Annotated in this window: 23 protein-coding genes and 1 other annotated feature; of the genes, 3 read left to right on the top strand and 20 right to left on the bottom strand. The window is 52.1% G+C overall.

Annotation, left to right across the window (positions count from 1 at the left end):
• Positions 1-20: 20 nt before the first annotated feature.
• Positions 21-626: a genetic competence negative regulator gene (locus tag AC6RNO_RS08685; protein ID WP_474681443.1), complete on the bottom strand. Its 606-nt coding sequence runs from the start codon at positions 624-626 to the stop codon at positions 21-23.
• Positions 627-913: 287 nt separating this feature from the next.
• The gene (locus AC6RNO_RS08680) at positions 914-1249 is read right to left on the bottom strand and encodes a hypothetical protein (protein ID WP_497105203.1); all 336 of its coding nucleotides are present in this window, start codon (positions 1247-1249) and stop codon (positions 914-916) included.
• 156 nt (positions 1250-1405) lie between these two features.
• Between AC6RNO_RS08680 and AC6RNO_RS08675 the strand changes: the two genes are divergently transcribed.
• Positions 1406-2248 (top strand): polysaccharide deacetylase family protein, encoded by an 843-nt coding sequence (locus AC6RNO_RS08675; RefSeq protein ID WP_488437793.1) that lies wholly within the window; start codon positions 1406-1408, stop codon positions 2246-2248.
• A 72-nt stretch (positions 2249-2320) separates the two neighbouring features.
• Here AC6RNO_RS08675 and AC6RNO_RS08670 read toward each other — a convergent pair whose 3' ends face one another.
• From AC6RNO_RS08670 to AC6RNO_RS08660, 3 genes are all read right to left on the bottom strand, one after another.
• Entirely contained in the window at positions 2321-3970 is a 1650-nt protein-coding gene (locus tag AC6RNO_RS08670; RefSeq protein WP_497105202.1) for a stalk domain-containing protein, read from the bottom strand.
• Positions 3971-4003: 33 nt separating this feature from the next.
• Positions 4004-4150, bottom strand: coding sequence for a hypothetical protein (locus tag AC6RNO_RS08665; RefSeq protein WP_474681447.1), 147 nt, complete (start codon positions 4148-4150; stop codon positions 4004-4006).
• A 109-nt stretch (positions 4151-4259) separates the two neighbouring features.
• Positions 4260-4868, bottom strand: a complete 609-nt coding sequence (locus AC6RNO_RS08660; protein ID WP_497105201.1) for a CPBP family glutamic-type intramembrane protease — start codon at positions 4866-4868, stop codon at positions 4260-4262.
• Between the two features lie 89 nt (positions 4869-4957).
• Here AC6RNO_RS08660 and AC6RNO_RS08655 point away from each other — a divergent pair, with 89 nt between their 5' ends.
• The gene (locus AC6RNO_RS08655) at positions 4958-5875 is read left to right on the top strand and encodes a hypothetical protein (protein ID WP_497105200.1); all 918 of its coding nucleotides are present in this window, start codon (positions 4958-4960) and stop codon (positions 5873-5875) included.
• A gap of 34 nt (positions 5876-5909) precedes the next feature.
• Here the strand turns inward: AC6RNO_RS08655 and AC6RNO_RS08650 are convergent, their stop codons facing one another.
• A complete protein-coding gene (locus AC6RNO_RS08650; protein ID WP_497105199.1) occupies positions 5910-6233 on the bottom strand; it encodes a rhodanese-like domain-containing protein in 324 nt (107 codons plus the stop codon).
• Between the two features lie 241 nt (positions 6234-6474).
• Positions 6475-6708 (top strand) — a binding site (T-box leader).
• A 74-nt stretch (positions 6709-6782) separates the two neighbouring features.
• Between AC6RNO_RS08650 and serA the strand changes: the two genes are divergently transcribed.
• The gene (gene serA, locus AC6RNO_RS08645; RefSeq protein WP_497105198.1) at positions 6783-8363 is read left to right on the top strand and encodes a phosphoglycerate dehydrogenase; all 1581 of its coding nucleotides are present in this window, start codon (positions 6783-6785) and stop codon (positions 8361-8363) included.
• Positions 8364-8794: 431 nt separating this feature from the next.
• Here serA and AC6RNO_RS08640 read toward each other — a convergent pair whose 3' ends face one another.
• From AC6RNO_RS08640 to AC6RNO_RS08575, 14 genes are all read right to left on the bottom strand, one after another.
• Entirely contained in the window at positions 8795-10639 is a 1845-nt protein-coding gene (locus tag AC6RNO_RS08640; protein WP_497105197.1) for an ATP-binding protein, read from the bottom strand.
• Positions 10640-10676: 37 nt separating this feature from the next.
• Entirely contained in the window at positions 10677-11390 is a 714-nt protein-coding gene (locus AC6RNO_RS08635) for a response regulator transcription factor (protein ID WP_474681453.1), read from the bottom strand.
• A 33-nt stretch (positions 11391-11423) separates the two neighbouring features.
• Positions 11424-12683, bottom strand: a complete 1260-nt coding sequence (ccsA, locus tag AC6RNO_RS08630; RefSeq protein ID WP_474681454.1) for a cytochrome c biogenesis protein CcsA — start codon at positions 12681-12683, stop codon at positions 11424-11426.
• Positions 12680-14350, bottom strand: coding sequence for a cytochrome c biogenesis protein ResB (resB, locus tag AC6RNO_RS08625; RefSeq protein ID WP_474681455.1), 1671 nt, complete (start codon positions 14348-14350; stop codon positions 12680-12682). The genes ccsA and resB overlap by 4 nt, the downstream gene beginning before the upstream one ends.
• Before the next feature lie 66 nt (positions 14351-14416).
• Positions 14417-14953: a redoxin domain-containing protein gene (locus AC6RNO_RS08620; RefSeq protein ID WP_474681456.1), complete on the bottom strand. Its 537-nt coding sequence runs from the start codon at positions 14951-14953 to the stop codon at positions 14417-14419.
• An 81-nt stretch (positions 14954-15034) separates the two neighbouring features.
• On the bottom strand, positions 15035-15781 hold the full coding sequence (locus AC6RNO_RS08615; protein ID WP_474681457.1) for a pseudouridine synthase: 747 nt from the start codon (positions 15779-15781) through the stop codon (positions 15035-15037).
• A 62-nt stretch (positions 15782-15843) separates the two neighbouring features.
• Positions 15844-16377 (bottom strand): spore maturation protein, encoded by a 534-nt coding sequence (locus tag AC6RNO_RS08610; RefSeq protein ID WP_474681458.1) that lies wholly within the window; start codon positions 16375-16377, stop codon positions 15844-15846.
• Positions 16378-16398: 21 nt separating this feature from the next.
• A complete protein-coding gene (locus AC6RNO_RS08605; protein WP_474681459.1) occupies positions 16399-16995 on the bottom strand; it encodes a nucleoside recognition domain-containing protein in 597 nt (198 codons plus the stop codon).
• Between the two features lie 12 nt (positions 16996-17007).
• On the bottom strand, positions 17008-18204 hold the full coding sequence (locus AC6RNO_RS08600; protein WP_497105196.1) for a serine hydrolase: 1197 nt from the start codon (positions 18202-18204) through the stop codon (positions 17008-17010).
• A gap of 620 nt (positions 18205-18824) precedes the next feature.
• Positions 18825-19073, bottom strand: a complete 249-nt coding sequence (locus AC6RNO_RS08595) for a hypothetical protein (RefSeq protein WP_497105195.1) — start codon at positions 19071-19073, stop codon at positions 18825-18827.
• 229 nt (positions 19074-19302) lie between these two features.
• Positions 19303-19800 carry a GerW family sporulation protein gene (gene ytfJ, locus AC6RNO_RS08590; RefSeq protein ID WP_474681462.1) on the bottom strand — a complete coding sequence of 166 codons (498 nt, stop codon included), beginning with the start codon at positions 19798-19800 and terminating at the stop codon, positions 19303-19305.
• Positions 19801-19950: 150 nt separating this feature from the next.
• Positions 19951-20652 carry a DUF2953 domain-containing protein gene (locus AC6RNO_RS08585; RefSeq protein ID WP_474681463.1) on the bottom strand — a complete coding sequence of 234 codons (702 nt, stop codon included), beginning with the start codon at positions 20650-20652 and terminating at the stop codon, positions 19951-19953.
• Positions 20653-20829: 177 nt separating this feature from the next.
• Positions 20830-21426 carry an SMC-Scp complex subunit ScpB gene (scpB, locus tag AC6RNO_RS08580; RefSeq protein WP_474681678.1) on the bottom strand — a complete coding sequence of 199 codons (597 nt, stop codon included), beginning with the start codon at positions 21424-21426 and terminating at the stop codon, positions 20830-20832.
• Positions 21410-22201 (bottom strand): segregation and condensation protein A, encoded by a 792-nt coding sequence (locus tag AC6RNO_RS08575; protein ID WP_474681464.1) that lies wholly within the window; start codon positions 22199-22201, stop codon positions 21410-21412. The genes scpB and AC6RNO_RS08575 overlap by 17 nt, the downstream gene beginning before the upstream one ends.
• Positions 22202-22212 lie beyond the last annotated feature (11 nt).

Raw genomic sequence — 22212 nt, 5'->3', positions numbered from 1 at the left:
CATAACGATTCGAAAAAATGTTACCGGAAATGGTGACACAGCACTTTCACGGCGTCGTCAGCGATAATTACTTTTCCATATTCCTCCAAAATAGCCTGCGTTACCGACGCTGCTTCCCCAAATTCGGAAAGTACGGCAATCAAAGCTTGATATTTGGAATCTTCCAGCTCTACAGGCTCCAATTGCAAAATGTATCTTTCTTTATATGCATACAAGCTTCCGCCTTCCATCAGAAGCGGATTGATAATCTTCGCAACGCGCAGCAAGTCTTCGAAATCGCGAAATGCGTACGAGATCAGATCGCTCTGTTCGAGCGTCACTTCCATTTCATACACTTCGTCAGCCTCATGATCCTCATAGGAATCCGAGTTCGCGTACAAGTCAAGCTTGCCTCTAGTCACGATGACTACCATTCCTTGTGCAGGAAGCGCAAACACCTCGACTGCAAGCGGACCGGACGGATCGAATCCCAGCTCGGAATAAGCCTGATCCATCATTTCGCTAAAAAGCTCATGTACTTTTGGAATTTCCCTCCACATATCGTCTTTTTGAATCCCGCGTTCAGTTAAGTCATCGAATGTTAGGAAAATCCGTATCTTATCCTGACTTAAGCGTTCAATTTTCATGATAGGATCCTCCTCGGAGCTTTCCGACTGGAAAGCCAGCATCGTCAGCGATATCGTTTTTTTGAAAAAAAGCCGCCATCGCAAGCGTGTGGTCTGCTCTCGTTAAAACAGAATATGAGCGAAAATAAAAAAAGGTGAGTGCGAAACGTTAAATTGGACATGCGGCCCTTAACGTTTTCAATTTCCATGTTAACATTTTTTGATGAGAAATGCACGCGAAAGATAAGTATAAATGAAAAAGCACAGCCGGCCCCGTGGGTTCCCTAACTGTGCGCAGGATGTATGTTTTATTGAACGGCCGCCGTATTTTCCTTATTTTGTTCCAATATTTGATTGACCGTAGCTTTCAACGACGAATCTTCATTGACAATTTTTCCGACCTGATGCAGTCCGTCCGCAGCGCCGCCACCCATAGCTGCCATATTGCCACCCATATTGGCAGCCGATTTTTTAAACGTTTTGTTCGCCAAAGTATTTTTTGCTTTCCCCATCGCCTTGCCCATCGTTTCGCCGGAAGAGCTGAATGCGGAGAACAGCATCGATTTGTTTCTGCGGCTCAAATACATGACGGCCGCCGCGCCCGCAATGCCGCCGAGCAGGAATGTACCCAATCTCAATCTCATTATAATCCCTCCGAAAAAGTAGTATGAATCATAAATAGCTTGTTCGAATCGGAAGGCGGGCATACGCGCTGCGGGCAGGAAATCAAAGGCGATTGCAGCCGGAAAATGTGATAATATAGAGTTGGACATCAATCAGGATCGAGGGAGATTATAAGCATGAAACCATTAAGTCTAGTTTGCATCAGCGCCTGCCTGCTGCTTGGCGGATGCGGTCCGCAAAATGCCGGGCCGGCCCCTGCCAGCAGCAGCAACGTTGCCGCGGCGACGGCCGCACCGACAGCTTCGCCGAGCGCGACGCCGTCACCGACTCCGAGCCCCACGCCTGCGGCAGCGACAGAGCCTCCCGATCAGCAGGTAAAAAAAGAGTATCATATGAACAAAAACTATGATATCGTCCCCAACGATCCGAACGGCAACAAAAAAGTTGTGCTTTTAACGTTCGACGACGGCCCGAAAGAGAAAGAAATGAACGAAGGTCTCATTAATACGCTAAAGAAGCATAACGCCAAAGCGATCTTCTTCATGAACGGCTACCGCATCAAGCAAAAACCGGAGCTTGTGAAGCTGGTGCATGACAGCGGGCAGATTATCGGCAATCATTCCTGGGATCACATCGAATTGAACAAACAAACGGATGCCAAAATCGATCAGCAGATCGATGACGTTCAAAATATCGTCAAGGAGCTTACCGGCGAGGCCCCGCACTTTTTCAGACCTCCCTTCGGCCTTGGCAACGATTATCTCAAAAACAAAATCAAAAATGCCGGCATCCTCTACATGACTTGGTCCAACGGCTCGCTGGACTGGGAAATGACGACGAAGAAAAACGATCCGGACAAAGTGGTCGACAATGTTTTGAAACAGCTGCATCCCGGCAGCAACATTTTGATGCATGAGCTTCCCTGGACCGTCTCGGTTCTCGATTCGCTCCTGACGAAACTGGAGGAAAAAGGGTATTCTTTCGTAGACCCTCGGGCCATCGAGCTCGAGATGAGATAGACCGCCGTGCGCATAGCGAAGGGGCCGGCCCGCAGTCATGATCGATGACTAGCGGGCCAGCCCCTTCGGCGTTTAATAATTGATAACTACGGTGCGTGTGCTGTCGACGTAGCTGACTTTGGCCCCGAGCGTCTCGGACAGCAGCCTGACGGGAATCATTGTCGTATTCTGAACAAGCTGCGCCGGCGAATCGGTCTCGTGCTCCGTTCCGTTCAGCGAATAGGCGCCGCGCGTCGTATAAAAAACGATCGTCTTATCTTTCTTTTTGTAAATCGCCGCTTTCTGCTGATCGTCCCACGTTACTTCCGCTCCCAGCGCCGCGGCAAGATCCCTGATATACAAGTAAGATGTTCCGTCCTCGATATAAGGCCGCTGCTTCATCGGGAATGAAACCATGTCAAGCTTATAGGCGCTGTCGTTAAGCCCGAAAGTGACCGTATGCGTGCGGTTCAGGCCGAAATTGGCCATTTGCGACGTATAGGCGACGGCATCCTGATGAAGCTTGAGCACTCCCAGGCCGTCAAGCGGCTCGGTTCTAAACGTCCATTCCTTCTCGAACGTCTTGGTCGTGCCGTCATCCAGCTCGGCATTCAGCTTGATCTTGGCCGTGTAGCTCGTATCGAGCTGCAGCGGCTTGGACGGAAGCAAAATAACTCCCGTGTCCAAATGATCGTCATTATCCGGGGTATTCACCAGCAGATTGACGGTTTTGCCGTTCTCATCCTTAAGCTGGGAATCGACCAGGCTTACTTTTTTAACGTTCGATCCGTTGACCGTCGCCATGATCGGATATCCGACCGGATAATCAGTCTGCGGATGACCTCGAAGCGGGTCCGGCACCTCGTGGCCGCCGAACGAAGTCGGGACGTATACGTCGTTACCCGCCGGCGATACGGCCAGTTCGGGCAGTCCGCCGTCGGTGTAGCCGAATTCGATGACCTGGTAGTCCCCCTTCTTGTATATCCCGATCTCTTTGAGGCCGGGAACCATGAACGGCGATCGGTGGTAAGGCGCATCGAATAAGCTGTCGACCGCTTGCACCAACGTCACCCGGTTGTAGGATACATCCTCGCCGCCGGAGGTCGCATATCCGACATACTGCAGCCGGTCCGCCAGCTTTTGCCCGAAATAGCCGGGAAGCGACGGGTCCTCGTCATGCAGTGAAACGGACGTGCGTACGGCATCGACTTTGTTTTGATCCAAATATTCCGCATGCTTTTGGGCGGCCATATTGAGCGCACTGCTGAATTTGACCGCAGTCAGGCCGAGCTTGGCCCGATAATCGTTGATCGCTTTCAAGCCTTGCTGCTGCTCCGCGGTCGTTGTGCTTGAAAGAACCGTCGCATTAGGCATGATCGTAAAACTCCAATCAAGGGTGGCCGGTTGATAGCCGGACAATGAAAATACGAATCTCGCGGAATAATTCCCCGGCGCCAGATCCGCATCCGGATGATACGTATACGTGTCAGCGTCCGGATCGAAGGTAACGCTTTTTTCCTGACCGTTCAAGTAAAAATGATAGCTGTCCGCTTTCTTGCTTTCGCCCAGCTTGACTTCCGCTCCGATATCAGGGCGCGCCAGCCCGACATTTCCCTTGGGAAAAGTCCCATATTCGTAAGACAAGGCGTATGAAGTTTTGGCGGTGGCTAACAGGCCCGAAACTGCCAGACAGATGATCAGACTCATTTTTACGAGCCAGCCGATGCTCCTTGCTTTCCTCATTGGACTGCTCCTTTCTGGTAACAAAAAAAGAAACTATGAATCTATCATAGCTTCTTCCGTATCATCATACAAACTTTGCGGGTTTGGAAGTTTCAGGAATAACGAATTCCCCAGACGGTCAAACCGATAACCAGCATAACGAACAGCCACAACAAAGTGAGATAAAAGATTCGCGTCCATTTCCCCCTCTCCGAGGGGTGGACCGCTTTTCTAGGCGGTAAGTATGTATCATCGTCTTCCTGTGCGCGGTCAGCGTCAGCTGCCGGCATCGGGGTTCGATTGCGGGCGTTCATTCGCTCTCGTCATCCTCCTTGCTGTATCGCAGTATGCAGCCCATCACGAAATCAATGACGAAATGTGCGATAATCGGCGTCCATAAGCTGCCCGTCTGCTCATAAATCCAGCCCAGCCCGTAGCTGATGCTGAACACCATCCCCGTCATCAGCCAGTGCTGCAAGTAACGGATATGGATGGCGGCGAACAAAATGCTTGTCCAATATGGTCCCCAGGCGTATTGAATCGCTCCGCGGAACAATATTTCCTCGCAAATTGCGACAATGATCGAAATGAGTGCGATATGCCAAAGCGGCCGATTGCCGAAAAGCATCTGGTTAATTCCGCCGTCGTCGGTCACTTCCTTGGGAACCCATCTGGATATGAGCAGGTCGCCGCCGAGCACCGCCAGAGCGAACAAAACGCCCCAAAGCGGAATGGCCCAGCCGGATTGTAAATGAAACATGGAAAAGAATTGATGATTGCTCTGAAAAAATATAATGATCAATCCGATAATAATAGTTAGAAGCTGGGTTATGTACAGATTGAGCAGCAGCGTCCGGTCATTTAACTCGTGTAAATCAACTTTGCCGAAGCGGATATTTTTAAAATCGAATTTTTTCATGAAGCTGCCTCTTTCCCTCGCATATTCCCTTTTCCACATATTTCTCCTATACTGAGTTAAAAGAAAAAGAGAGAATAAGGAGCCTGATTATGGATAAGCGCCTGACCCGCACAGATTATTTATTTGCACTGATGTTCATCTTTATGCTCGTATGCATTATGGGCGCTTTTTTTTACGGCCTCAAGGTCGGCCAGCAAAAATCAGACCAAAAGTATGAAAAAATATTGCACGGCAATGAAGCGGTCCAGGAACCCGGAGCGTACGACCAGCAAGTACTGGTTTCCTATTACCATACCATCTTTTTGCCGTTTAGGGAATTTCAGAACAAATGGTTCGAACAGCTCAATCAAATCGAGCTCGGCAGCTCGACGGTCGATTCCTCCGCAGTCATGAAAGAGCTGTCCAAGCTAGCCGACGAAAAATACAACGCCCTGCAAAGCAAAAGCATGCCGGCTTCCTCACCGCTGCTGCAGCAGTCGCACGAGGGATATTTGAAAAGCTTGAAGCTGTTCTCGGATACGCTCAAAAACTATCAATCCAAAGCCAACGGAATGCACGGCGCAGAGCTGATCGACGCCATTAAAAAAGATCCCTACTACCTGGAGGCGATCACACAGGCGCTCACCGCCCAAAAAAATTATTTCGCTTCCATCGTGGCTTGGAACGAGACGATCAATTCGGAGCTGGAGCCTTTCGATTCGAACAAAAATGCCAATCTCGATCAATGGCGGCAAATGAACGTCAACGTGAAAAACCTTTACATCACGGCCAAGCTGCTGAACAACAAATCGTTCACGCCGTTCTATCCGCAGGATTTGACGATTCGCATCGACGATTTCATCGCTTCCGGACAAGCTAAAAAATTGAACGCCGCCGATGTGAACCAGACGATGGATCTGCTGCTCAGCACGAACGCCGTGCGTTCCGGGGATTTCGTAAAAGGAAAGACCAAATGGTACAACAACGAGCCGCTCCCTCAGCTCCCCTTCTTTTTCGACGCGAATTGACCGATTCCGAACCGGGCCAGCAGGCCCGGTTTTTTTAGTCGTATTGAAAGCCGCGAAGCTCGCCGACGGCCGCCATGCCGCCTTCAACGTTGATGACGCGGCCGTATCCGTTTTCGGCCAAAAATCCGCATACATGATAGCTTCGCACGCCATGCGCGCATACGACGTAAACGTCCTGATCGCCGGGCAGCTCGCCCAGACGCCCGGGAATATCCCGCATAGGAATAAGAACCGCGTCATCCAAATGGTAATACTCCCATTCGTGAGGTTCTCTCACATCGACGACCAAGCTTGCCTTCAGCTTGCCGTTGTCAAGCAGCTCAAGAAACTTCGCCGGATGAATGCTTGCAATCTCCACGTGTATCCTTCCTTTCAGCGTGCATATCGGTAATATTTGTTTCTTTATGAAGAATAGCGAAATTTGTACGCAAGATCAAGCAAAATACCTTGCTTTTTGTCCTGTTTTTAATATAGAATGAGATCGAAAGCGATAGTTTTTGAAACAAACGAGCATTATATGGCGTACATGTGAAATTTGAATCGACACCTATTGACACTCCCTTGAGCCGCATGTTACTCTAATGAAAATTTTATATCGCAGTGAAGCGTTGACGGAGCCAAGCAAACAGTAGTAGCTTTCAGAGAGCCGATGGCAGGTGCGAATCGGCAGTGAACATGTTGCGGAGCACTCCAGAGTTGTTGCATTGAAAACCCAGTAGATGCAATCGGAATGGGAACCCGTTACAGTTCCAGGTCGCAAGACCAGTGAGGCTGTCCGTGCAAGCGGCCAGCGAATTAGGGTGGTACCACGAAAGCTAGCTCTCGTCCCTTCTGGATACAGATATATTTGTCTGTACCGAAGGGCTGGGAGTTTTTTTATGCGAAAAATTTGGAGGAGGAAACAATTATGTTCAAAGTGTTAGTATCAGATCCGATCAGCGACATGGGTATTCAGATGCTTTATGATGCAAGCGACGTTGAGGTTGTCAAACAACCGGGACTGTCCGAGGACGAGCTCGTCGCCATTATCGGCGAGTACGATGCACTGCTTGTACGCAGCCAGACGAAAGTTACCGAAAAAATTATGAACGCGGCTCCCAAGCTGAAAGTAATCGGCCGCGCCGGCGTCGGTGTCGACAACATTGACCTGGAAGCCGCCACCAAACGCGGGATCGTCGTCATTAACGCTCCAGACGGCAACACGATTGCTACTTGCGAGCTGACTTTCGCCATGATGATGTCGGTTGCCCGCTCCATTCCGCAAGCGTACAAAAAAACCGTCGGCGGCGAGTGGGACCGCAAATTTATCGGCGTCGAGCTGCGCGGCAAAACGCTCGGTATTCTTGGCATGGGCCGCATCGGCAGTGAGGTAGCCAAACGTGCAAAAGTATTCGGCATGGAAGTCATCGGCTACGATCCGTTCCTGACCGAAGAGCGCGCCGAGAAACTGGGAGTCAAGCTGGGCACTGTCAATGAAATTGCCGCTCAGGCCGATTTCATTACCGTTCATACGCCATTGACGCCCGAGACCCGCCACTTGATCGGCAAACCGCAATTCGAGCTGATGAAAAAAGGCGTTCGCATCATCAACTGCGCGCGCGGCGGTATCATTGACGAATTGGCACTCGTCGAAGCGATCGATCAAGGCATCGTAGCCGGAGCCGCTTTCGACGTATTCGAAGTGGAACCTCCGCAAAAGGATCATCCGTTCCTGAACAATCCTAAAATTATCGTAACGCCGCATCTCGGCGCTTCCACTGTTGAAGCTCAAGAGAATGTAGCGATCGACGTATCCGAAGAAGTGCTGCACATTTTGCGCGACGAGCCGTTTAAAAACGCGGTGAACATGCCTCCCGTTCCTGCCAACGTGCTCAACAAGCTGCAGCCGTACTTTAATCTCGGCGAAAAAATCGGCAGCATTCTCGGACAAGTTACTCATGGCGCGGTAAACGAAATTATCGTGAACTACGCAGGCGATTTGACCGATGTCGATACGAGCCCGCTTACCCGTTATATCGTGAAAGGCTTGTTTGAAAAACAGCTCGAATCGATCAACATCGTCAACGCCATGCATATGGCCAAAACGCGCGGCGTCAACATTATCGTCCAGCAATCGAACGCTACGAGCAGCTTTACGAACCTCGTTACCGTAACCGTAAAAACGAAGCAGGAAGAAAAAACGTTGGCAGGCACGCTGCTGGCGGGCTTCGGGGAACGGATCGTCCGCATCGATCAGTATCCGGTCGACTTTTCCGCGGAAGGCAACCTGCTGCTCATTTCGCACAACGATAAGCCGGGCATTATCGGCCGCGTCGGTACGCTTCTCGGCAGCAACGACGTGAACATTGCGACCATGCAAGTTGGCCGTAAAGTGATCGGCGGCTCCGCGATCATGGTGTTGACCATCGACAAGCCGGCTCCAGCCGAAGTATTGGAGGAGCTCGGCAAGCAAGCCGAAATCGTAAACGTCCGCGCGCTTGCGATCTAGGAGTCTGTCCGATGAACCACGTAGAAGGTATATATATAAAATGACAGTAATTATGGAGCGTGAGCGGCAAGATATGCAGTCATTATTCGGTGGGTATGCACAAAAGTAACTCCGTCGGACAGACTCCTAATTGAAAATAACCGCATTGTTTCACGAACAACAAGATTAATTTTGAATATTCTACAAAAAAAGAGGCGTTTGCTGGAAGAACTTCAGCAAACGCCTTTTTAGTGTCGAATAGTCGCTTAGGTGTGGCACGAAGCATGAGAGCTTTCGTATCCGGTATCGGGACAGGCTCTTAGGAGTCTGTCCGATGAACCACGTTGAAGGTATATGAATGCAAAATGACAGTAATTATGCTGCGTAAGCGGCAATGTATGCAGTCATATTCCCCGGCATGCACAAAAGTAACTCCGTCGGACAGGCTCTCTTTACCTCGGGTTGCACGGCAGCAAAATGGTGAACGTCGTGCCCTGCCCTAACGTGCTTTGCACGGATACGCTGCCGTGGTGCGCGTCGACGATGTTTTTCACGATGGCGAGTCCGAGGCCTGTGCCGCCGGAGGAGCCGCGCGTACGCGCTTTGTCGGCCTTGTAAAAGCGCTCGAAAATGTACGGCAGGTCGTCGGCCGGGATGCCCTTCCCCGCATCGCTGACTTCGATGCGGATCGCCGGCTGGTCCTTATAGACCGCCGGCTCAGCCTTCACGGCAATACGCGCCCCGCCGGCGGTATGCCGGAACGCATTGTCGAGCAGGTTCGTCAGCACCTGCTCGAGCCTGTCCTCATCTGCGCTGGCGAGGATGAGGGGCTGCTCCGGCAGCTCGGCGCTCAGCGCGATGCCGCGCTCTTTGGCCAGCACCGCGAATTTGCGGTGCATGCGGCGCACCAGGGAGTCGACTTCGACCTCCCTGAAGTAAAGCTCGAGATGGCCGGCCTCCATCCTCGCCAGATCGAGCAGGTCGCGCACGAGACGCCCCATGCGGAGCGACTCGTCGTGGATGACCTGCGCCAGCTCTTTGCGCTCCTCGGGCGTGCCCGCGATGTCGTCGAGCAGCGCCTCGCTGTAGCCCTGCAGCATCGACAGCGGCGTGCGCAGCTCGTGCGACACGTTCGCGACGAAGTCTTTGCGCAGCTTGTCGAGGCGCTCCTCCTCCGTGACGTCGCGCAGCACGGCTACCGCGCCGCGCACCTGGTCGCGCGAATACAGCGGCGTCATCGCCACCGACCATACGCCGCTTTGCACGTAAAGCTTGGACGACGCTTCCGACGACTCGGCGACGACGGCTTCAAAGAGCGGAATGAGCGGGACAGGTATCGGCTCTTCGGAAGGAAAGCTGAAGCTGGTCAGCCCCCAATCGCCCAGCGCGGTGTCCTGCTTCGGCGGACGCTTCCTGTCCTCCTCGGACCACTCGATCAAGTTCCATTCCTGAACGATCTTCCCGCCCTTCGGATTCGTCAAAATGACCGAACCGTCCGCATCGAGCGTAATGACGGCATCGGTCATACTTCTCAAGACGCTGGACAAATGTTCTTTTTCCTCGCTGAGCGCCTCGATGCTCTCCCGCAGCTTCGTGCCCATATGGTTGAACGTCTTGGCGAGCTCTCCGATCTCGTCCTTGCTCATAATTGGAACGCGCGTGCCGTATTCGCCCAACGTAATTAAATCGGCCGCTTTTTTCAGCTGCTGCAGGGGACGCGTAATTCGCGAAAACAGGAAAAAGGCGAAAAACGTCGTCATCAGAAACCCTACGATCGACACGTAGATGAACAGCTTCAGCATGTACTGCTGCGTAGCTTCAAACGACTGCAAAGATTGATACAGCACCGTGGCCCCGACGATACTGGACTGCGTGTTGCGCAGCGGGACGGCTACCGCCAAATATTCGGCCCCGGAAAATAATTTCCCGCCGCCGTCCTTGCCGATCTGCTTGTTCAGTACTTGGCCCGCCAGCACTTGTTCGAGCTCGCTCACGGAGAAAAAATCCGCGGCGTGAAAGTCGGCAAGCTTGCTTCCTTCCACTTCCGGCATAGGGGTTTCTTTCAACTCCCTGGAAACGACGAGCATCCTCGCATCCTGAAAACTGAGCAATTCATTGCTCAGCTTATAAAACTGCTCGTCATACAAATGCCGCGAAGCTTCATTGGAAAACTGCTCGGCCAGCTTTTCCATATTGGCTCTCTGGTCGTTCGCCTGCGCAAAATAATTTTGCATATAATTGACAAGAAAAAAGCCCAGTATGAGCAGTACAACCGCAACCAGGCCAATAATCGTCAACCATAATTTTCCTACGACACTTCTGAAAATAAACACGTTATTTAGGCACCTCTAACTTATACCCTACTCCCCATACGGTCGTAATCATCGCCGCCGCATCAGGGGAAACTTTGTTCAGTTTTTCGCGCAGACGTTTGACGTGAGTGTCCACTGTGCGCAAATCGCCAAAAAATTCGTAATTCCAAACGTCCTTGAGCAGCTCTTCGCGCGAAAACACTTTATCCGGCGATACCGCCAAATAATGCAGCAGCTCGTATTCTTTCGGCGTCAGAGCGACTTCCTGCCCGCCTGCCGACACGCGATGCGCATCGTGTTCGATGACCAGATTCGGGAATACGATGTTATTGCTGGAACCGGCATCTTTGGACAAATAAGCGGTCGCCGACGAACGGCGCAAAATCGCTTTGACCCGGTAGATGACCTCGCGCGGACTGAACGGCTTGACCACGTAATCGTCGGCACCCACCTCAAAGCCGCTTACGCGGTTCGTCTCTTCGCCTTTGGCCGTCAGCATAATGACCGGTGTGGATTTCACCTGGCGCAGTCTGGCGCAAACTTCAATGCCGTCGATTCCAGGCAGCATGACATCGAGCAATATCAAGTCGAAATCGGAGTCGACCGCCATGCGCAGCGCCGTCTCGCCGTCTTCGGCTTCTTCGATCAAGTAGCCTTCCTTCTCCAAATACATCCGCAGCAGTCTGCGAATGCGTTCTTCATCGTCAACAACCAATATGCTAGCTTTTATTTCCACCAGTCTCACATCCATTTCCAATTAAGTTGTCTTTTAAACCCCGGCGTACGAGTGGAGACCGGCAATGACCAGATTCACTCCGACCAAAGTAAACATCACGACCAAAAAACCGATGACGCACAGCCACGCCGACCGTTTGCCCTGCCAGCCGCGCGACAGCCGCAGGTGCAAAACAACGGCATAGAACAGCCATGTGATTAAAGCCCATACTTCTTTCGGGTCCCAGCCCCAAAATCGGCCCCATGCTTCCTGCGCCCAGATCATCGCAAAAATAAGCGCTCCGAGCGTGAACACCGGGTACCCGATCGCGATGGCCCTGTAGCTGATTTCATCGAGGTCCTCGGGATCCATGCTGTTAAGAATCGGACTTATTGCCGCTCCGAGCGGCTTCCGCGTCACAAGACGGGCCAGACCGTAAAGCACCAATCCGAGCAAAACCGACCAAATGACCGTGTTCAATTTCCGTCCCGCACTGGCCCCCTCCATCCATGAAGGAGCTTCGAAAAGCGGCTGCTGCATGCCGAGGAACGGCGTCATTTCGGCTACCGCCGTGCCGTGCGGCTTAACGATAGGCGGCAGCACGTACGTTTCGCTCTGGGCGTTCGTCACGGAAGCGCCGGAAACGTCCGTTGCCGTAACTTCTTTGGTGAACACCGCTTTATATCCTGCTGCATTGAAAGAAAATATGGAACCGATAAAAGCAATGAGTATAAGGATAAAAAACAAGGTGAATTCAACGCCGCGCTGCTCCCGCTTTTCACCCGCCGAAGTTCCCTTGTAGTTGACCGTGCGGAGCAAATACATCAAGCCGCCGGCAAAGCCTACCGCGAAGAAAGCTTCGCCTGCCGCCGCAGTCGTCACGTGTATTTTCAGCCAATAGCTTTGCAGCGCCGGAATGAGCGGCTGCACTTCGCTGGGAAATACGGATGCATAAGCGATCATGATAAAGCCGATCGGCAGCGCAAACACGCCAAGCACCGGCGTGCGGTATATCAAATATACGATCAGGAAGGCCAACATGATCATCATGCCCAAAAAAGTCATGAATTCGTACATGTTGGAGGTCGGAATATGGCCTCCCTCATACCATCTCGTAAAGAAGAAAGTCGCCTGACAGACGAATCCGGCAACGGAAACGACGAATGCGGCGAAGCCCCACCGCTTCGTATGCTCTTCCGGGTTCCTGTTGCTCCACGTTTTTCCGGTGATCGAAAGGACAAAAAGCAGAAAAGCCGCTATATATACGAAAAAAGCGATGAATAAAAACGTGCTGCTGACCGAGCTTACATTCACTCTTGCTTCTCTCCCCTTTCCAATGTTTTAGGCAAGACAGGAATGTTGTTTTTGCTGAGTGCGGCAGCCACTTCGTTGCGCAAGCCGAACCAGTTTTTGTTCGTGTGCGCGCCCAGCGTAAGCCGGCCGTTATCGATGCGCAGCCATACCCGCCGATGCTGCCAGTAAAAGCCCATAATGACGCCGATCATAAAAATCGCCGCCCCGACCCAAATGTAGGGCATCGCTTTATCGACCCGGATATTCAAATACGAGGTGTATTCCGCGAATTGCACGCCATCCATGGATTTGACGGACAAATTCAGCTTCTTGCTGATTGCGCCGTTAATCGCATCCTGGCTGAACGCTTCTTTATCAACCTGCCGCGGGAAGTACATGTAGGGCTCTCCCCCTTCGGCAAGGCCGGGCCCCGTGATGCTGAATATGAACGCAGGCGCTTTCGGTTCGTTCGATTTGCTGATCGGCTGGCCTTTTTCATCGATGCCGAATTCCGGGAAATAGCCTTTCAGCTTCAGCTTGTAAGGTCCGGCCTGGTATTCGTCCTTCGGATTGTTCATCGGAAGATCGATCGTCCCGTACACTTCGCCGGTCTGCGGATTACTCAGGTTCGGTTTGACGGAAATCAGCATAAGCGTCTGCTTGTAATCGAACTGGTACGCCTTAAGCCCTTTATAATCCATAGGCTCGTTCACCAAAATGTTCGACCTTTGGACTTCTTCGAGCACAGGCTCTTTCGCCGGATTGCCGCAATCGGCCGTGCAGTGATAAAGCACCGCCTGCGTTTCGTACGTTTTGGGCACGACCTGCCCCTTGTCCTTAATGCTTTTCGGCAGAGCGCTTTCATCATAAAATGCAAGCGTAAACTTTTCATTTTTCAAGTAAAAAGAAGTGTTCGGGATGCGCTTGGTTTCGCCTTCCATAATCCCCATATACTGATCCATATGCCAGCCCGGAATGCTTCTCATCAAGACGCCGAGCAAAAAAATGATCAGGCCGATATGGTTAATATAAGGCCCCCACCGGCTGAACCGGTACTTCTCGGCAAGCAGCGCGGACCCGTCCGCTTCCTTATGTATGCGGTAATTGCGTTTGCGAAGCAGAGCGCCGATTTGGCTTGTCCATTCGGCCGGATCGGTTCCGGGCGGCAGCTCTGCCGTATAGGTCACCTTTTGCCTCGTCAAAAAGCTGATGTGCTTGCGGATTTGCTGCTTTGATAACGCTTTGTAGAGCGGGAGCACGCGATCCAGGCTGCACACGACCAGCGAGGTGCCGATCATAAACAGCAGGGTGATGAACCACCACGAGTTGAATGTGTGCGACAGCCCTAGCTTGTAATAGATCGTGCCTAGCGTCCCGTAATTTTGCGCGTAATATTGCGCCGGATCCATATCGAGAAACGTATTTTCCTGCGGATAGATCGTGCCGACGGCGGAAGCGAGCAAGGTGGCGATAATGATGTACACCGCAATTTTAACCGAGGAAAAAAAGTTCCAAACCCGGTCGAGCGCGGAAGGGTTTGCTTTTTGCGAGCGGCGGGCCATCCCGTCGTAACGCATTTCCAGAACGCCGCTGCCGTCATCGTCTTCCAGAGGCTTGCCGCAGGATTCGCAAAGCGTCGTGCCGATATGGTTCTGATGGCCGCACTCGCATTTGGTGTTGGTAAACATGATGAACCTCCTCGAAGTTTTCTGCGAGGAAAACTTGCTTAGTTAACTCAGCCTGAGCTTCGGCCTCTATTCTTTTTTGCCGGCAATCGAGGCTATCGTCTGGTCAATGTACGATTCGTTCATTTGACCGATTCTTTTCACGGCGACTTTGCCGTCCGCACCTATGAAAAAGGTAGTCGGGTAGTCCATAACCCCGTACATTTTGCGGACTTCTTCCTGCGCGTCGAGCAGGACAGGCAGGCTCAGCTTGTACTGATCCATAAAGCTTTGTACCGTCACCTTGTTTTTGTCCACGTTAACTTCCAGGAATACGACGCCCTGCTGGCTCCATTTTTCATACTGCTTCTGCAGCGCCGGCATCTCCTCTTTACATGGCGGGCAGAAGGTGCCCCAGAAGTTGATCAGCACCGGTTTCCCTTTGTAGTCCGACAATTTGTGCGTGATGCCGTCCAGCCCGACCAGCGAGAAATCGAGCGCTTTGTCTCCTTCCTGCGGGTATTTCTTGTTTTCCGTAGCTGACAAATTCGTAATAATGGTAAACACGCCAATAATAAGCACGACAGCGAATATCGCGATCTGTACCCATTTTTTATTTGCTCCCACGCCATCATCACCTTTTGTTCACATTTTTAGCCATTTTACAGACGTACCTATGTTCAATTATAACGAAAAGAAGACCAAATCCTATTGGCCTTTTTGAATATTATGTGTCTGGTTTGCGGCATCCACGAGTTCCTTGATCTCGTTCGGCGTCAAATGGCGGTACTTGCCGCGGGGCACTCCCGTTAAAAAGAGCGGGCCGAATTTGATGCGTCTCAGCTTGATCACCGGAAACGAAATGGAATCGAACATCCGGCGCACCTGACGGTTTCTGCCTTCGTAAATCGTAATTTCGACGACCGTCTCATTTCTCTCGGGATTGACGTCGGCATATTCGACTTCGGCCGGAGACGTCATGCCGTCTTCAAGCTGCACGCCGTTTCTCAGCTTGTCCAGCAGCGAGCCGTGTGGCACTCCTTTGACCGTTGCCTGGTACGTTCTCGGCACGTGATGCTTCGGGTGCGTCAGCAAATGCGCAAACTCCCCGTCGTTCGTCAGCAGCAGCAGCCCTTCCGTATCGTAATCGAGCCGACCGACCGGGTATACGCGCTCTTTGATGCCGGGCAGGAAGTCCGTAACGACTTTGCGGCCGCCGGGATCGGTAGCGCTTGTGATGACACCCTTCGGTTTATTTAAAAGCAGATACAGTTTTTTCTGTTGGTTAATCGTCCGCCCGTCCACTTTAATCTCGTCCTGCTTGGGGTCCACCTTCACGCCGAGCGTCGTGACCACCTCTCCATTCACTTGCACTCTTCCCGCCGTGATGATGTCCTCACACTTTCTGCGGGAAGCGATACCCGCTTCTGCCAATACTTTTTGCAGTCGTTCCATTGTCCGCTTTCACCTCAAGCTAATGATAACGATTTATGAAGCAAATCACAAGAGCGCAGCGGTCAAGCGAACACAAGATAGCAAATAAAAATGGAGGCGGCGAAGCCGACCAGGTCGGAAATAAGCCCGACTTTGAGCGCGTAGCCGGCTTTGCGGATACCGATCGCGCCGAAGTAGACGGTGATGACGTACAGTGTCGTATCGGTGCTGCCCTGGACCGTCGAGGCGATCCGCCCGATCATCGAATCCGGTCCGAACTGCTCGATCAAGTCCGTTGTAAAAGCAAGCGATCCTGCCCCCGTTATCGGACGCAGGATGGCCAGCGGCAAAACTTCGGTCGGGATGCCGATGCTTTCGAAAAACGGCCGCGTCCAGGAAATAAGCATATCCATCGCGCCGGACGCCCGAAATACGGAGATGGCTACCATCATGCCCACGAGGTGCGGAATAATTTTGATCGCGGTGTCGAAGCCGTCCTTGGCTCCATCGACAAACGATTCGTAGACCGGAACTTTGCGGTACGCCGCGTACAGCGGAATAAATACAATCATGACGGGGATGGCCCATGCGGAAATAACGGATACGATGGCGTACATGGCAAATCATCCTTTCGGCGCTTATTTGGACGGAGGCAGAGGCGTAGCCGATCTGCGGTACCAGCGGTCGACAAGGATAGCGGCCGCCGTGGAAATCGCCGTGGCGATCAACGTCGTTCCGACGATTTCAGCGGGATTCACCGAATTGTAATTCATGCGAATGGCAATTAAAGTCGTCGGAATTAACGTAATGCTCGACGTGTTGAGCGCGAGCAGCGTGCACATGGCCGGGCTCGCCGTATCTTTATGCGGGTTCAGCTTCTGCAGCTCCTGCATCGCCTTGATGCCCATCGGTGTCGCCGCATTGCCGAGCCCCAAAATGTTCGCGCTCATATTGGACATAATATAGCCGATCGCCGGGTGATTTTTCGGTACGCCGGGAAACAGGAAGCGGACGAGCGGACGCAGCAGCACGGCCAGCTTGCCGAGAATGCCGGCGTCTTCGGCGATCCGCATCATGCCGAGCCAGAAGACGAGAATGCTGATCAGCCCGAAGCATACGGTGACCCCGCTTTTGGCCCCGTCGAACGCAGCCTGCGTGACGGCTTCCACATTGCCGTTCACAGCGGCGACCACAAATCCGACAACGATAAAAAACAACCAGATCCAGTTCACCACGGCGCTTTCCCCCTAATCGTCCGAAGCGGATTCGGAAATTGAGAACAGCTTTTGAATCAGCAATTTGCAAATAAATTCATAGCGCGAAATGAGCGTTTCTTTGTAGACGGGCCCCTGCTTGAAGCTGAAGGCCGACTGGTCCTGTTCCTTCAGACGCGGACTTCCCTTGTCGTACAGCGGGATCGCGGTGATCGGCCGCTCGTTCAAATACAGTTTGAGCACGCCTCTATCACCAAGACGGTATGCCGTGCTGGCCGGATCGACCAGCTCCAGTTTTTTGCTGATCGTCCCGCTTTCGCCGTCCGCCAAAGGATAAGACGTCGTCCTGCCGACGACCCAAGGCGTCCCCTCGATGCCTTCGCCTTTCAAAGCCAACTGCTGCAGCGGATAATATTGAAATCCGTACTGCAGCAGCCTTGCATGATCCGCCCAATCGTTCGGATCGTTAAGCGTGACGACGGCAAGCTGCTGGCCGCCGCGGGACGCCGAACTTACGAGACAGCGTTTGGCGAGCTTGGTATAGCCGGTTTTTACGCCGTCGGCGCCTTCGAACATGCTCAGCATTTTGTTTTTGTTGAGCCAGGTGTAATCCCAGCTCTCGCTCGGGTTCGGAACTTTTTTCATCTTGGTGCTTACGATTTCCTGGAAAATCGGATTTTTCAGCGCATAAGCCGTCAGCTTGGCCATATCGTTGGCGGTGGAGCGGTGTCCTTCCCCCTCATCCAGACCGGAAGGATTCGTGAAATTCGAGTGATCCATCCCGAGCATTCTCGCTTTTTCATTCATCATGTAGACGAAGCCTTCGACGCTGCCCCCTATATGCTCGGCGATCGCCGTGGCCGCATCGTTGCCGGACCGCAGCATCAGTCCGTAGAGCATATTGTGCAGGCTCATTTCTTCGCCCAGCTTCAAGTAGATCGACGAACCTTCCTTGCCGAAAGCGTTTTTGCTGACTTTGACCTTATCGGACAGCTTGCCGTTTTCAATGGCTACAATGGCGGTCATAATTTTCGTCAGGCTGGCTATGCGCATCGGAACGTCTCCCTTTTCGCTGTACAAAATCCGTCCGGATTCCACATCGATAAGGGATGCGCCGACCGCATTCGTATCGATTTGGGGCGGCGGAGCGGCCTGAGCGGTGCCCACCGGCAGCAGAAGCATCGCCACAATCGCCGGCCACAGCACGGTTTTTATCCAATTCGTTTTCATCCTTATCCTCCTACCCTGGAAGAGCTTGTAGCTTGTACATACAATCAAAGCGGACGGCTGCAAGTTGTCCGTGCCAAAACTTTGTACAAGTATATGCGGCAGGCGAAAGGATATGCAAAAGCCGGTTTCGCTCTGCCGAAAAGAATGCGAAAACCGGGTCCGCGGCGCATCGATTCGCCTCGCGCAGACGATATGCTCCCGGCCGGGTGCCCCCAATGGGAAGACGGCGATACCGGTTAGATGCGCCTCAATGGGAAGATGGCGATACCGGTTAGATGCGCCCAATGGGAAGATGGCGATACCGGTTAGGTGTGCCTATTAGGAAAGGGCGGTTACCGGTTAAGTGCTCCAATTAGTGATGCGGCATATAGCGGTTAGATGCGTTAAATGGGAAGACGGCGATTACCGACTAGGTGCGACTCAATGGAGAGTGACGAATACTTGCTTGGTGTGCCCGTTGGGGTGATGGTGATCCCGGTTACATGTGCTCGATGGGAGATTGCGAATACCTCTTTGATACACCCAATGGGGAAACAGCGAATACTCGTTTGGTGTGTCAATTGGGAGACGACGAATACCTGCTTTGGTGCGCCTACCGAGAGACATCCTCCCTCACTTGGCTACACAGCCCAAAAACCTGCAAAAGTGCAGGCTTTTTCCTTGAAAGTACCTCGTTTTGGCGAAAAGCCTGCGATTGTGCAGGAATTTTCCCCGAAAATGAGTCTGAGCCCATATTCGCGGCAAAAAGCCTGCACAATTGCAGGAATTTGTCGTGGCCAGCGCATCCATTGAGCAAAAACTGCACTTTTGCAGGTTTTCTTCGCGCAACCAGGCAGATTGTACGGCCGGCGACCAACCGCCGTCGTCATACAGCGCAGCACCGCACGCCGGGAGCTGCGCGCGGTACGAAATTCTGGCGCGTGGTTGCCCCCGGCAGCAGCTCCAGCTCTTGCCTCCCCACCCTGCGCAGCAGATTCAGCGCTTGCCTCACCCTCCCTCCTGCGCAACGACCCCGGCGCCGCCAGCAAAAAAAGAGACCGTCCCAAGCAGCAAATTTGCTTGCCCCGGGCGGTCTCTTCGGCTTTTATATCGCTTGCTCTACACGATAAAATTTTGATGATCTTCGTTCGCAGCGTTTTTTGCTTCCGCCGTTCCGGTCGTGGAATAAGTGCTTCGCGTGCCCATTCCTTTGAGCATCGCCTGGATTTTGTCCACCACTTGCGGGGCGGAATCGATCAGGCGCTCCAAAATATGCGTCTGATTGTCGAGCGGTACGATCTTCACGCCGGTTTTGCCGACGACGAGGAACGCGATCGGAGTGATCGAGACGCCGCCGCCGCTGCCGCCGCCGAAAGGAAGAGCGACTTTAGCGCTCAGCGCCTCAGTTCTGCCCATGCCGCCTTCGATTTCGATTTCGGAATCGGTCATGAACTCGCTGCCGCCCGCGGCAAAGCCGAAGCCTACTTTGGAAATCGGCATGATGACACTACCGTCAGGCGTCTCTACCGGATCGCCGACTATAGTATTGACATCTACCATTTCCTTAATATTTTCCATCGCCACTTTCATCAGACCTTGTATCGGATGCTCAGTCATTACATGTTCCTCCCTGTCTTTAAGCCTTTAGTAATAAGCATTTTTAGCTTAACCAACGTCATGAGGAAATATGTAATCCCAATCCGCCGCTTTCTATATTCCTATTAATTCCATCATAATTAAAAAATAGAAAATCAGCCATTCACGCATTCAAGAGGCTGTTTTGACGCGGGGTTTTCGCAAAACTTCATACCATGTCCGGAAACCGCCTTTTACTTTGGCGATCCGCACCAGCAGGCTAACCCCCGCCCACACTGCATGCCACATGCGAATGCGGCCTTTGCACACCAATTCCGTCGTGAATTGCGGCTCGTTGTATTGGGGAATGACCGAAATTTCCGGTTTCGCAATCAAGTTGACGTATTTAAAACCGAAACCAAGCAAAGAAGATTTAATCCCCCAAATAGCCCCGGTCGTGACAGCCGTTTGGGAAGCATCGCCAATGCCTACCCGCGTTATCCACGTCAACTTGCTGCAAGCCACCCGCGACATCGTTTGCTTGAACCAGTCGTAAAAGTCCCGCGTGCTTTCAAGAGCCAGATTGGCGCGCTTAAAAAAATCGACCACTTTATCCTTTGTAATGTGCGCCTTGTCTTCCCCCTGCATGAAAGCTACAGCTTGATTGAGCGTTTCTCTTTTAATAAAAATCCCTGCGGCGAATCCTTTGAATTGGATGACCGGAATGGCGTATCGAAATTTGACGAGCCCGTACAACGCCCGGATTTCAACGGCAAGCTGATCGTTGTCCCTGACGCGCGAAAAGTAAAACTCCCCTTCGATAAAACTTATGAAAAATGCGATCGCGGCTATAATCAACAGGATGCATATCGTTCCAAACCACCACAAAGCCATCGGCCCTCCTTATCCACACATGCCGTACGAAGTCTCTTCCATCACGGCGCCTCTGGTTAGTATGGCCTTGTGCTGGTAATGAAATGCACACCACAGCCTTCGAATCGTTCATAACGCAAAAAAACCACCATTCCGGCCTGCAAAACGATGCCGAAAATGATGGATTTCCCTGTACTTTTACAAGCCTTCCTTTTTCATATCCTCAAAAGTAATCTGCTCCCCGCCCAGCTTGTCGAACAGCATGCGCGTCTCTTCCTCCAAATCGAAGCTCGCCTGGAACTTGGACGAATCCGGCAGCTCCTGAATGGAGCTCAATCCGAAATATTCAAGAAATTGCTTGGACGTCCCGTACAAAATCGGTCTCCCCACCGCGTCCGCGCGCCCGACCTCTTCGATCAAGTCTTTGGCTGTCAGCGTTTGCAGCGCCCGGTCGCATTTGACTCCGCGAATTTCCTCGATTTCGACTCTCGTAATCGGCTGCTTGTATGCAACGATGGAAAGCGTCTCCAGCGCCGCTTGCGAAAGCGAGGAGCGCGACGGCGTATACGCCAGCTTCTCAAAATAAGGAGCATGCTCGGCAAGCGTCGTCAGCTGAAAAGAACCGGCCACTTCAACGATTTGAATGCCGCGGCCTTTGCGTTTAAAATCAGCCTTCATATCATGAACCATATCTTTAACCAGGTGCAAGTCAAGCTCCATCACTTCGGCGAGCTGCTTGGCGTCCAGACCTTCGTCGCCTGCGGCGAAGAGCAGTCCTTCAATAATTGATTTCATCTGCTGAAAATTGAGCGTCAAATTCAGCCTCCTCCTCTTTCGCATGGATGACAATATCTTCAAACAACCGGTGCTGGAAGCACGTAACCTTTTTCATTTTCATCAGCTCCAGCAGAGCCAAAAAAGTGACGACCACTTCTTCGCGGGTCATATCGTAATCGAACAGCTTTGAAAACAGCAGTTTCCCGCCCTTAAGGCTAAGCAAATCGATGACTTCGCGCATCCGGTCTTTTACAGATATTTCATCTCTGCGAATTTTTGCGACTACATTACGGTTGGTCAATTTGCGCAGCGTTCGTTGAAAGGCGATCAGCAGGTCGGTAACATCGAGACCTTCTACCGGATTCTCCTGCACTTCAGGCAGGAAAGGGGTCAAATCCTCCGGTTCGCGCGTATACACCAAGCTCCGCTCCACTTCCTTATCGCGCAGCATATCGGCAATCGACTTGTATTTCCGGTACTCAATCAGCTTCTGCACCAGTTCCGCCCGCGGATCCAGCTCATCGTCAAATTCGTCGTAATAGTCCTCGATTTCGATTTCCGGCGGTTTGGGCAGCAGCATTTTGCTTTTGATGGCCAGCAGCGTTGCGGCCATGACAAGAAATTCGCTCGTTACTTCAAGTTCAAGCTCCTGCATGGCATTTACGTAATCCAAGTATTGATCGGTTATTTCCTTAATCGGAATATTGTAAATATCCAGCTCGTTCTTATCGATGAGATGCAGCAATAGATCAAGAGGGCCTTCAAAGGCTTCCAGCTTATAAGTCACTTTCATCCGTATCGTCC

The organism is Paenibacillus sp. sgz302190 (genome assembly GCF_059820445.1).
The sequence above is the reverse complement of the archived record's forward strand: the minus strand, read 5'-3'. Positions and strand labels throughout refer to the sequence as shown.